This window comes from Streptosporangium sp. NPDC002524 (assembly GCF_040295985.1).
Lineage (GTDB): Bacteria > Actinomycetota > Actinomycetes > Streptosporangiales > Streptosporangiaceae > Streptosporangium.
This window is the reverse complement of record NZ_JBEOWK010000032.1, coordinates 101,567-114,721: the sequence shown is the minus strand read 5'-3', so window position 1 is coordinate 114,721 and position 13,155 is coordinate 101,567. Positions and strand designations below refer to the sequence as shown.

The window sequence follows — 13,155 nt, the reverse complement described above, 5'->3', positions numbered from 1 at the left end:
AGTCCTCGCCGGTGTTCGCGGAGCGGTTCGCCGAGTGTGCTGAGGCTTTGAGTCCGTTGGTTGATTTTTCGGTGGTCGATGCGGTGCGTGGCGGGGTGGGTTTGGATCGGGTGGAGGTGGTGCAGCCGGTGTTGTGGGCGGTGATGGTGTCGCTGGCCCAGGTGTGGCGGAGCTTCGGGGTGGAGCCGGTCGCGGTGGTGGGGCATTCGCAAGGGGAGATCGCGGCTGCGGTGGTGTCGGGGGGACTGTCACTGGGTGATGGTGCGCGGGTGGTGGCGTTGCGTAGCAGGTTGCTGGCTGGGGTGGCGGGTCGGGGTGGGATGGCGTCGGTTGCTTTGTCGGCGCGGCAGGTGGAGGAGCGGATCGGGGCGTGGGGTGGGTTGTCGGTGGCGGCGGAGAACGGCCCGGCTTCGACGGTGGTGTCGGGGGAGGCGGGGGTGTTGGCGGGGTTTGTGGCCGAGTGTGAGGGAGCGGGGGTGCGTAGCCGTCTGATCGCGGTGGATTACGCCTCGCATTCGGCGCAGATGGAGGAGATCGGGTCTGAGGTGATGGAGGCGCTGGCGGGTATTTCACCGCAAGCGCCCCGGGTGCCGTTCTTTTCCACGGTGAGCGGGCGGTGGTTGGACGAGCCGCTGGATGGCGGGTACTGGTTCCGGAATCTGCGCGAGCGGGTGCGGTTCGCGCAGGCTACCCAGGGGTTGATCGAGGCGGGGCATCGGGTGTTTGTGGAGGTGAGTCCGCATCCGGTGTTGACGGTGGGGGTGGAGCAATCCCTGGAGGCGGCGGGGGTTGAGGGCGCGGCGGTGGGGACGTTGCGCCGCGACGAAGGGGGCATGGACCGCTTCCTGCTGTCGCTGGGTGAGGCGTTCGTCCACGGGGTGGAGGTCGACTGGAGTCCGGCGTTCGGGGACGCGCTCCCGGATCTGGACGCGGACCTGCCCACCTACCCCTTCCAGAGAAAGCACTACTGGCTGCGGCCGGTCGAGCCCGCCGTCGCGCAGGACACCTGGGGGTACGACGTCGCCTGGCATCCGGTCACGGACACAGCGGACACAGTTGACACGGCGGACACACCGGCCGGAGGCGCGCTGACCGGCGAATGGCTGGTGCTCGCCCCCGCGGGCGACCACGACCCCGTTCTCGTCCGGGCGGCGGCCAAGGCGCTGGAACGGCACGGAGCCCGGCCGGTGACCCTCGTCCTGGACGGCGCCGCGGACCGCGACGAGGTCGTGCGGACGCTCACCGGTCGCGACCGGCCCGCGGGCATCCTCTCCCTGCTCGCCTTCGACGAGGACCCCCACGCCCGTCACCCGGCCGTGCCCGCCGGGGTGGCCGGCCTGCTGGCCCTGGTCCAGGCGCTGGCCGAGACCGGATGGACCGTCCCGCTGTGGTCGATCACCTCCGGTGCCGTGTCCACCGGCTCCGGAGACCCGGTACGGCGCCCGGTCCACGCCGAGACCTGGGGACTGGCCCGGGTGGCCGCCCTCGAACAGCCCCGCGTCTGGGGTGGTCTCGCCGACCTGCCCGAGACGCTCGACGACACCGCCTGGGACCGGCTCTGCGGAGTGCTCGCCGGGCTCGGCGACGAGGACCAGGTCGCGATCCGCGACACCGGCGTCCTGGTCCGCCGCCTGGTCAGGGCGCCGCTCACCGCGCCCGCGAGGTTCCGTACGTCCGGCACCGCGCTGGTCACCGGCGGCACCGGCGCGCTGGCGCCGCACCTCGCCCGCTGGCTCGCGGCACGCGGCGCCGAGCACATCGTGCTCGCCTCCCGTCGCGGCACCGGGGCGGAGGGGGTGGACGCGCTGGCGGGCGAGCTGGCGGAGAGGGGAGTCACCGTCACGACCGTGAGCTGCGACGTCGCCGACCGGGACGCGGTCGCGGCGCTGCTGGACCGGCTGCGGGCGGACGGGCACTCCCCGCGTACGGTGGTGCACGCCGCGAGCGCGGCGCGGCTGGCCTCGCTGGCGGAGACCACGGTCGGGGAGTTCGCCGACGCCGTCGCCGCCAAGGTGCACGGCGCGACGCACCTGGACGAGCTGCTCGACCACGACCGGCTGGACGCGTTCGTCCTCTTCTCCTCGATCGCCGGGGTGTGGGGCAGCGGCGACCACGGCGCCTACGCCGCCGCCAACGCCTTCCTCGACGCGTACGCCGTGTACGGCAGAGGCCGTCCCGGACACCGCCCGACCTCGGTCGCCTGGGGCGTCTGGGACAGCGAACGCCTCTCCGAACAGGTGGACGCGGAACGGCTCCGCCGCCAGGGGCTGCCGTCCCTCGACCCCGCGACGGCCCTGGACCGCCTGGACCGGGTCCTGACCGGCGGCGCGGTCTTCGCCGCGGTCGCCGACGTGGACTGGGAGACGTTCACCCCGGTCTTCGCCTCCGCCCGGCCTCGGCCCCTGGTCGCCGACCTCGCCGACCTCGCCGACCTCACCGGCACGCGGCACCGCACCGACGAGTCTGAGAACCCGGACGAGACGTACGCCCGCCGCCTGGCCACGCTGCCGCCCGCCGAGCAGGAGCGCGAGCTGCTGCGGATGGTGATCGGCCACGTCGCGGAAGCGCTGGGCCACACCTCGCCCCGGGCGATCGGCGCGGACCGGGCGTTCAGGGAACTCGGCTTCGAGTCGCTCACCGCCGTGGAGCTGCGCAACCGGCTCAACGCCGCGACGGGCCTGCGCCTGCCGGTCACCGTGGTGTTCGAGCACGCCAACCCGGCCGCGCTGGCCGGGCACATGCGATCGCTGCTCGTCGGCGCCGAGCCGTCCCCGCACGCCGAGCTCGACCGCCTGGAGGCCGCGGTCACCTCCCTCAGGGGCGAGGAGCGTGCGGTCGTCGCCGAAAGGCTCACGGCTCTGCTGGCGAAACTCGGCACCGACGACAGCGCCCCGGGCGACAGCACCCCGGGCGACGAGGAAGACGACGACCTTTCGTCCGCGACCGACGACGAGATCTTCGATCTCATCGACCGAGAGCTCGGCGCCTAGGAATCGGGGGGATCACGGTGGTGGACGAGGACAGGCTGCGCGAGTATCTCAAGCGCGTCACCGGTGAGCTGCGCAGGGCGAACCGGAGGTTGAAGGAGACCGAGGACAGGAGCCGGGAGCCGATCGCCGTCGTCGCGATGGCCTGCCGGTACCCCGGTGGCGTGCGCTCCCCGGAGGACCTGTGGGAGTTCGTCCTCGCGGGCCGCGACGCCGCCGGCGACTTCCCCGCCGACCGGGGCTGGGACCTCACCTCCCTGTACGACCCGGACCCCGCGACCTCGGGGAGCACCTACGCCCGCGCCGCCGGCTTCCTGGACGACGCCGACCGGTTCGACGCGGGGTTCTTCGGGATCTCTCCGCGTGAGGCGTTGGCGATGGATCCGCAGCAGCGGTTGCTGCTGGAGACCTCCTGGGAGGCGTTCGAACGGGCCGGGATCGCCCCGTCCTCCCTGCGCGGCAGCCAGACCGGCGTCTTCGTCGGGATCAACCACCACCAGTACGGCCCCCTCTTCGAGCAGGCCCCGGCGAACCTGGAGGGTCACTTCGCGACCGGCGTCGTGCCCAGCGTCGCCTCCGGGCGGATCGCCTACGCGCTCGGCCTCGAAGGTCCCGCCATCACCGTCGACACCGCCTGCTCGACGTCGCTGGTCACCCTGCACCTCGCCTGCCAGGCCCTGCGCCAGTCCGACTGCTCCCTCGCGCTGAGCGGCGGCGCCACCGTGCTGTCCACCCCCGGGGCGTTCGTGGAACTCAGCCGCCAGCGCGTGCTGTCCCCCGACGGCCGGTGCAAGCCCTTCTCCGCGGACGCGGACGGCATGGGCATGGCCGAGGGCGTCGGCGTGCTCGTCCTGGAACGGCTGTCCGACGCCCTGCGCAACGGCCACCGCGTGCTGGCCGTGGTCCGCGGTTCCGCGCTCAACCAGGACGGCGCCTCCAACGGCCTGACCGCGCCCAACGGTACCGCCCAGCAGCAGGTCGTACGGCTGGCTCTGGCGAACGCCGGACTCTCCGCCGCCGACGTCGACGCGGTCGAGACCCACGGCACCGGCACCGCCCTCGGCGACCCGGTGGAGGCCCGCGCCCTCATGGCCACGTACGGTCGCGAACGGCCCGCCGACCGGCCGCTCCGGCTCGGCGCGCTGAAGTCCAACATCGGCCACACGCTGGCCGCCTCCGGCGTCGGCGGGGTAATCAAGACGGTCATGGCGCTGCGGCACGCCACCCTCCCGCGCACCCTCCACGCCGAGAACCCCACCCCGCACGTCGACTGGGCCGGTGGTGGGCTCGCCCTGCTGACCGAGACGATCCCGTGGCCGGAGACCGGGGCACCCCGGCGGGCGGCGGTGTCGGCGTTCGGGTTCAGCGGCACGAACGCGCATGTGGTGCTGGAGGAGGCGCCCGCGGAGGAGGAGGTCGTCGCTCCTGGTGAGAGCCCCGGGCTGGTGGTGTGGCCGTTGTCGGCCAGGAGCGGGTCGGCTTTGCGTGCGCAGGCCGAGCGGTTGTACGTGAAGGCTGCGCGGCTGTCGGCTGTGGATGTGGCGCACTCGTTGGCTGTGGGTCGTGCGGTGTTGGAGCACCGGGCGGTGGTGGTCGGTCGAGGCAGGGATGAGCTGGTGGGTCGGCTGGCGGAGCTGGCGGCGGGAGACGTTTCGGCCGGGGTGATCTCCGGGACGGCCGGTCCGGGTGGGCTGGGGTTTCTGTTCACCGGCCAGGGTGCGCAACGGGCGGGGATGGGCCGGGAGCTGTATGAGGCGTTCCCGGTGTTCGCGACCGCTTTCGACGAGGTCGACGGTCATTTCGGTGGGTCGTTGAGGGAGTTGGTGTTCGCCTCGTCGGATGCGGATCTGGATCGGACGGAGAACGCTCAGATCGCACTGTTCGCCATCGAAGTGGCGTTGTTCCGGCTGCTGGAGTCCTGGGGGATGCGGCCGGATCTCCTGCTGGGGCATTCGGTCGGTGAGTTGGCGGCGGCTCATGTGGCCGGGGTGATGTCGTTGCAGGACGCGGTTGGTCTGGTGGTGGCGCGGGGTGGGTTGATGCAGGCGCTTCCCGCTGGTGGGGCGATGGTGGCGTTGCAGGCCACCGAAGCCGAGGTCTTCCCTCTCCTCCCCGAGACCGTTTCGGTGGCGGCGGTGAACGGCCCGCAGGCGGTTGTCATCTCCGGCGACGAGACCGCGGTGGCGGAAATATCGGCTCATTTCACCTCCCAAGGCCGTAAGACCCGTCGCCTGCGGGTCAGCCACGCCTTCCACTCACCCCTCATGGAGCCGATGCTGGAGGACTTCCGCCAGGTCGCTCAGGCCGTGACCTACCATCCCCCGTCGATCCCGGTGGTTTCCAACCTGACCGGTGAACCGGTCACCGCCTTCTCCGCCGACTACTGGGTGCGACACGTCCGCGAGGCGGTGCGGTTCGCCGATGGCCTGGCCTACCTGCACTCCCACGGGGTGGAGACATTCATCGAGCTGGGCCCGGACGGTGTGCTGTCCGCGCTGGGTGAAGAGGGATTGTTCATTCCGGTGCTACGCAAGGGCAAGCCCGAGGTCGAAAGCCTGGTCACGGCGTTGGCGAAGGCATTCGTGGCCGGTGCGGAGGTCGACTGGAAGGCGTACCAGGCGGGCAGCGGCGGAAGGCTGGTGGACCTGCCCACCTACCCGTTCGAGCGTGAGCGTTTCTGGCTGTCGTCGTCGGGGTCGGCCGATCTGGCGGGTGCGGGTCTGGGGTCGGCGGATCATCCGCTGCTGGGCGCGGCGGTGTCGCTGGCCGATGGGGACGGGCTGCTGCTGACCGGGCGGCTGTCCCTGGACGACCAGCCCTGGCTCGCCGACCACGCCGTCCTGGACACGGTCCTGTTGCCCGGCACCACGTTCGTGGAACTGGCGCTCCGGGCCGGTGAGCAGGTCGGCTGCCGCCGGATCGAGGAACTCACGCTGGAGGCGCCGCTGACGCTGCCCGAGCACGGCGGGATCCAGGTGCAGGTCTCCGTGGGCGCGGCGGACGACGCGGGCCTGCGTACGGTGGCGGTCCACTCCCGGCCGGAGAGCGGTGAGGACGCCTGGGTGCGGCACGCCTCCGGCCTCCTCGGCCCCGGGGTCCTCGGGCCGCGCGCCGACCTGGCCGACTGGCCGCCGCCGGGTGCCGAGCCCGTCGATCTCGACGGCTTCTACGACCGGCTGGCCGAGCGGGGGTACGCCTACGGGCCCGCGTTCCAGGGACTGCGCGCCGTGTGGCGGCGCGGCGACGAGGTGTACGCCGAAGTCGGCCTGCCCGAGCGGGACCGCGCCGAGGCCGCGAGGTTCGGTGTGCATCCCGCGCTGCTCGACGCCGCCCTGCACGCCGGTGGGGCCGCCGCGCCCGAGCGTGTCGAGGAGGTACGGCTGCCGTTCTCCTGGTCGGAGGTCACGCTCCGGTCCGCGGGGGTGGGCGGCCTGCGCGTGCGGCTGGTACCCACCGGCGCCGACTCCCTGACGCTGGATCTGGCCGACGAGACCGGCGAGCCGGTGGCGTCGATCGGCTCCCTCACCCTGCGGCCGGTCTCCGGGGAACAGCTCCGCGCGCCCGACTCCCTCTTCCGCGCGGAGTGGACCCGCGTCACCGTCGAGCGGGAACCCGTCGGGGAAACCGTCTGGGAATCCGCCGCCACGGTGCTGCGCGTCCGCCCGTCGTCGTCAGGCGACATGCTTTCCTCGGTCCGTACGGCGACCCTGGAGGCACTGGCCGCGGTACAGAGCCGCCTGGCCGACGAACGGCCCGGCCCCGGCCCGCTGGTCATCGTGACGAGCGGCGCGACGGCCGTACGCCCGGACGAGAGCGTGGATCCGTCGGCCGCGGCCGTGTGGGGCCTGGTGCGCTCCGCCCAGCTGGAGCATCCCGGAGCGTTCACCCTGCTTGACCTGCCCGAGGGGGACGAACCGCCCGCCGCTCTGCCCTCCGGCGAACCCCAGCTCGCCCTCCGCGCAGGCGCCCTGTACGCGCCGAGGCTGGTCCGGGCTCGGGTGCTCCCCGCCCCGTCCCCCTGGAAGCCCGACGGCACGGTGCTGGTCACCGGTGGTACGGGGGCGTTGGGCGGCCTGGTGGCTCGTCATCTCGTCACCGAGCATGGGGTGCGTGATCTGCTGCTGGTGAGCAGGGGTGGGGAGAAGGCGCCGGGTGCCTCGGAGCTGGTGGCGGGTCTGGAGGAGTGTGGTGCCCGGGTCACCGTCGCGGCCTGTGACGTGGGTGATCGGGGAGCGTTGGCCGGGTTGCTGGGGGATTTGGATCGGCCGTTGAGTGCTGTGGTGCACGCAGCGGGGATCGTCGATGACGGGTTGATCGGTGGGTTGACGCCGGAGCGTTTGGATCGGGTGCTCGGGCCGAAGGCGGACGCGGCGTGGCATCTGCATGAGCTGACCCGGGAGATGCCGTTGGCGGCGTTCGTGCTGTTCTCTTCCGCCTCGGCGACCTTCGGCAACGCGGGGCAGGGCAATTACGCGGCGGCGAACGCGTTCCTGGATGGTCTCGCCGTGCGTCGTAGGGCTGAGGGGTTGGTGGGGGTTTCGTTGGGGTGGGGGTTGTGGGGGGAGCGGAGTGGGATCACGGGTGGGTTGGGTGAGGGTGATCTGGCGCGGATGGGTCGGGCGGGGTTCGGTGCGTTGTCCTCGGCGGAGGCGCTGAGACTCCTCGACGCCGCCGTCGGCGCCCCCGACCCGGTACTGCTCCCGCTGCCGCTCGACCTGGCCGCTCTCCGCGCCCACACCGGCGACGTTCCCACGCTGCTGCGCGACCTGGCGCGTCAACCGGCACGGCGTACGACGAGGCGGCCCGACACGCTCGTCCGGGGACTGGCCGACCTCCCCGACGCGGAACGGGCCGCCGGACTCCTGGAGCTGGTGTCCGGGAACGTCGCCGGAGTGCTGGGCTACACCGGCCCCGTCGACGCCCATCGGGCGTTCAGCGAGCTCGGCTTCGACTCCCTCACCGCGGTCGAACTGCGCAACCGGCTCGGCGACGTCACCGGCATGCGCTTGCCCGCCACGCTGGTCTTCGACTATCCGACCCCCACGAGCCTGGCCGCCCACCTGGCGGGCGAACTCTTCGGCACGTCCGCGAACGCCCCGGCACCGGACGCCCCGGTCAGGACCGACGACGATCCGGTGGTGATCGTGGGGATGGCGTGTCGTTTCCCGGGTGGGGTGTCGTCTCCGGAGGAGTTGTGGGAGCTGGTGGCCTCTGGACGGGATGCGGTGTCGGGGTTTCCGGTGGATCGTGGGTGGGATCTGGAGCGGTTGTTCGACGACGACCCTGATCGTGCGGGTACGTCGTACGCGCGGTCGGGGGCTTTCCTTTACGAGGCGGGGGAGTTCGACGCGGGGTTCTTCGGGATCTCCCCGCGTGAGGCGCTGGCGATGGATCCGCAGCAGCGGTTGTTGCTGGAGACCTCCTGGGAGGCGTTCGAACGGGCCGGGATCGACACGCCCTCGCTGCGCGGCACCGACACCGGAGTATTCGTCGGGCTGATGTACCACGACTACGCCGCGCGCCTGCTCACCACACCCGCCGATCTGGAAGGGCACATCGGCATCGGCAACTCCGGCAGCGTCGCCTCCGGCCGCCTCGCCTACACGTTCGGACTGGAAGGACCGGCGGTGACGGTGGACACGGCGTGTTCGTCGTCGCTGGTGGCGTTGCACTGGGCGATGCGGGCGCTGCGGCAGGGGGAGTGCTCGATGGCACTCGTCGGGGGCGTCGCGGTCATGGCGAAGCCCGACGCCTTCGTCCAGTTCAGCAGGCAGCGCGGCCAGGCCCCCGACGGTCGGTGCAAGTCGTTCGCGGGGGCTGCGGATGGTACGGGGTGGGGTGAGGGTGTCGGGGTGCTCGTGGTGGAGCGCCTTTCTGATGCTCGTGCGAAGGGTCATCGGGTGTTGGCGGTGATGCGTGGTTCGGCGGTGAATCAGGACGGTGCGTCGAATGGGTTGACGGCGCCGAATGGTCCGTCTCAGCAGCGGGTGATCGGTCAGGCGTTGGTGGATGCGGGTGTGGTGGCGTCGGGGGTGGATGTGGTGGAGGGGCATGGGACCGGTACCACGCTGGGTGATCCGATCGAGGCGCAGGCGTTGATGGCTGCTTATGGTTCGGGTCGTGAGCGTCCGTTGTGGCTGGGGTCGGTGAAGTCGAACATCGGTCATACGCAGGCCGCTGCTGGGGTGGCTGGTGTGATCAAGATGGTGATGGCGTTGCGGGCGGGGGTGTTGCCGCCCACGTTGCATGTGGATGAGCCGTCGCCGCACGTGGATTGGTCTTCGGGTGCGGTGTCGTTGCTGACGTCATCGGTGCCGTGGCCGGAGGTGGGGCGTCCGAGGCGGGCGGGGGTGTCGTCGTTCGGGATCAGTGGGACGAACGCGCATGTGATCGTGGAGGAGGCACCCGCGCAGGAGGTCGCCGTCCCCGTCGACGGGGTGCCGGTGGTGCCGCTGGTCGTGTCGGCCCGGTCGGCGGGGGCGCTGGCCGAGAGCGTGAGCCGGGTGTCGGGAGCGGCCGGGGATCGTGTGGACGTGGGGTGGACGCTGACCCGGCGCACGGTGTTCGAGCACCGGGCGGTGCTGCTGGACGGCGAGGTGGTCTCCGGGATGGCCGGTCCGGGTGGGCTGGGGTTTTTGTTCACGGGTCAGGGTGCGCAGCGGGTGGGGATGGGCCGGGAGCTGTATGAGGCGTTCCCGGTGTTCGCGACCGCTTTTGATGAGGTCGATGAGCATTTCGACGGGTCGTTGAGGGAGTTGGTGTTCGCTTCGTCGGGTGCGGATCTGGATCGGACGGAGAACGCCCAGATCGCGTTGTTCGCCATCGAGGTGGGGCTGTTCCGGCTGCTGGAGTCTTGGGGGATGCGGCCGGATCTCCTGCTGGGACATTCGATCGGTGAGCTGGCGGCCGCCCATGTGGCCGGGGTGATGTCACTGCGGGACGCGGTTGGGCTGGTGGTGGCGCGAGGCCGATTGATGCAGGCCCTACCCGCCGGTGGCGCCATGGTGGCGTTGCAGGCCACCGAAGCCGAGGTCCTGCCTCTCCTGCCCGACACGGTCTCGGTCGCGGCGGTCAACGGCCCGCAAGCCGTCGTCATCTCCGGCGACGAGAGCGCGGTGACGGAAATATCCGCTCATTTCACCTCCCAGGGCCGTAAGACCCGTCGCCTGCGGGTCAGTCACGCCTTCCACTCGCCCCTGATGGAACCGATGCTGGAGGATTTTCGCCGGGTCGCCGAGGCCGTGACCTACCATCCCTCGTCGATCCCGGTGGTTTCCAACCTGACCGGCGAGCCGGTCACCGCCTTCTCCGCCGACTACTGGGTGCGACACGTGCGCGAGGCGGTCCGGTTCGCCGATGGCTTGGCCTACCTGCATTCCCAGGGGGTGGAGACGTTCGTCGAGCTGGGCCCCGACGGGGTGCTGTCGGCGTTGGGTGAGGAGGGGGTGTTCCTCCCGGTGCTGCGCAAGGGCAGGCCGGAGGCCGAAAGCCTGGTCACGGCGTTGGCGAGGGCGTTCGTAGCCGGTGCGAAAGTCGACTGGAAGGCGTACTACGCGGGGAGCGGCGGGAAGCTCGTGGACCTGCCCACCTACCCCTTCGAGCACCGGCGCTACTGGCTGGAGGCCACCGTGGGCGGCGGGACGCGGCCCGGCGGGCATCCGCTGCTGGACGTGACGGTGCCGCTGGCCGACGGTGACGGTGTCGTACTGACCGGTGAGCTGTCCCGGACGGGTCGGCACGGATGGCTGGCGGACCACACGGTCGCCGGGAGCACGATGGTCCCGGCGACCGTCCTGGTCGAGCTCGCGGCGCACGCCGGTGACCGGGTGGGCTGCGAGCTGCTTGAGGAGCTGAACCTCGAACTCCCGCTGGTCCTCCCCGAGCGCGGTGCCCGCCAGGTGCAGGTGTCCGTGGCCGCGCCGGACGAGCGAGGGCGGCGGGCCCTGACCACGTACAGCCGCCTCGACGACGAGCCGTGGGAACGGCACGCGACCGGCACGCTGGCTCCGGCCACCCCGGTGGAGCCTGTCGAGCTGTTCGAGTGGCCTCCGCGAGGAGCGGAACCGGTCGACGTGGACGCCCTCTACGACGGTCTCGCCTCGGCCGGCCTCGAATACGGTCCGGCGTTCCAGGGGCTGAGGGCGGCCTGGCGGCGGGACGGGGTGCTCTACGCCGAGGTGACACTGCCCGCCGAGCGGGACACGACCGGGTTCCGCGTCCATCCCGCCCTGCTCGACGCGTGCCTCCACGTCCTCGCGGCGGATCGGGAGACGGCCGCGCTGCCGTTCTCCTGGCGTGGCGTACGGCTGAACGGCACGGACGCGACGTCCTTGCGTGTACGGATCGACGACGCGGGCGACGCGGGCGTGTCCCTGGTCGTGGCCGACGACACCGGGCGGACGGTGCTGACGGCCGAGTCGCTGCTCCTGCTGCCACCGGCCATGGACGAGATCGCCGGAGCCGCCCACCGCGACTCGTTGTTCCGGGTGGGGTGGGTGCCGGTGGTGGGTGGTGAGGTGGCGTCGCCGGGGGTGGTGGTGCGGGTCGGTGCGGATGGTGAGGGGGATGTGGTTTCGGGGGTGCGGGGTGTGTTGGGTGAGGTGTTGGGGGTGGTGCGGGGGTGGGTTGAGGATGTGCGGTCGTCGTCGTCGCGGTTGGTGGTGGTGACCTGTGGTGGGGTGGCTGTACGGCCGGGTGAGGGGGTGGATCCGGTGGCGGCGGCGGTGTGGGGGTTGATGCGGTCGGTGCAGGTGGAGTTTCCGGGGTTGTTCGCGGTGGTGGACGTGGCGGCGGAGGGGGGTGAGGTTCCGGACGGGTTGCCGGTGGGGGAGTCGGGGGTGGCGGTGCGTGGTGGTGTGGTGTACGCGCCCAGGCTGGTGCGGGCCGGTGCCGGGGTGGTGGATGGGCCGTCCTGGGGTGAGGGCACGGTGCTGGTCACCGGTGGTACGGGGGCGCTGGGCGGCCTGGTGGCTCGTCATCTCGTCACCGAGCATGGGGTGCGTGATCTGCTGCTGGTGAGCAGGGGCGGGGAGAAGGCGCCGGGTGCCTCGGAGCTGGTGGCGGGTGTGGAGGCGTGTGGTGTGCGGGTGGTGGTCGCGGCCTGCGATGTGAGTGATCGGGCGGCGTTGTGTGGATTGCTGGAGGGTTTGGATCGGCCGCTGAGTGCTGTGGTGCACGCGGCGGGGGTTGTCGATGACGGGTTGATCGGTGGGTTGACGCCGGAGCGTTTGGATCGGGTGCTCGGGCCGAAGGCGGACGCGGCGTGGCATTTGCATGAGCTGACCCGGGAGATGCCGCTGGCGGCGTTCGTGTTGTTCTCCTCGGCGTCGGCGACCTTCGGCAACGCGGGGCAGGGCAACTACGCGGCGGCGAACGCCTTTCTCGACGGTCTCGCCGCGCACCGCAGGGCCGAAGGGCTGCCCGCGACCTCTCTGGCCTGGGGACTGTGGGAACACGGCATGGGCTCCAGCCTCGGGGAGACCGAGCGCGCCCGGTTGGCCCGTTCGGGTGCCGTGCCGCTGACCGAGGCCGAGGCGCTGGCCCTCTTCGACGCGGCACTCACCCTGGACGATCCGGCGCCGCTGCCGATCCGGCTGGACCTGGCCGCTCTCCGCGCGCGACCGGATGACGTACCGCCGCTGCTGCGCGGCCTGGTGCGGCGCGCGGTGCGGCACACCGCCGAGACCCGAGGTGTCCGTCCCCTGGCCGACCGCCTGGCCGGGCTGCCCGCAGACGAACAGCGGCGAGTGGTGCTGGACCTCGTGCTCGGGCACGTCGCCGCAGTGCTGGGGCACGGGGGGACGGAACGGATCGAGGAGGACCGGCCGTTCAGGGAACTCGGCTTCGACTCGCTCATGGGAGTCGAACTCCGTAACAAACTCACCGCGGACAGCGGGCTGACGCTACCGGCCACGCTGGTCTTCGACCATCCGACTCCTGCGGCGATCGCCGAGCTTCTCCACGAGCATCTGTCCGCCAAGGACACCGAGCCGATTGACCAAGTCCTGGCCGTCCTGGAGGGGCTCGGCGCCGACGACCGCCCGGCGGTCGCCGAGCGGCTGCGCGCGCTCCTCGCGGGTTGGAAGGACGGTGACGGCGGAGCCGCCGATCTGTCGGACGCGAGCGACGACGACCTTTTCGACCTGGTCGAGAACCTGGGGAGCTGACA

General features: G+C 71.7%; 2 protein-coding genes. Both read left to right on the top strand.

The features are described 5' to 3' along the window. Positions 1-11: 11 nt before the first annotated feature. On the top strand, positions 12-2,990 hold the full coding sequence (locus ABT053_RS37760) for a type I polyketide synthase (RefSeq protein ID WP_350975917.1): 2,979 nt from the start codon (positions 12-14) through the stop codon (positions 2,988-2,990). Positions 2,991-3,010: 20 nt separating this feature from the next. Further along, entirely contained in the window at positions 3,011-13,153 is a 10,143-nt protein-coding gene (locus tag ABT053_RS37755; RefSeq protein WP_350975913.1) for an SDR family NAD(P)-dependent oxidoreductase, read from the top strand. Positions 13,154-13,155: the final 2 nt, after the last annotated feature.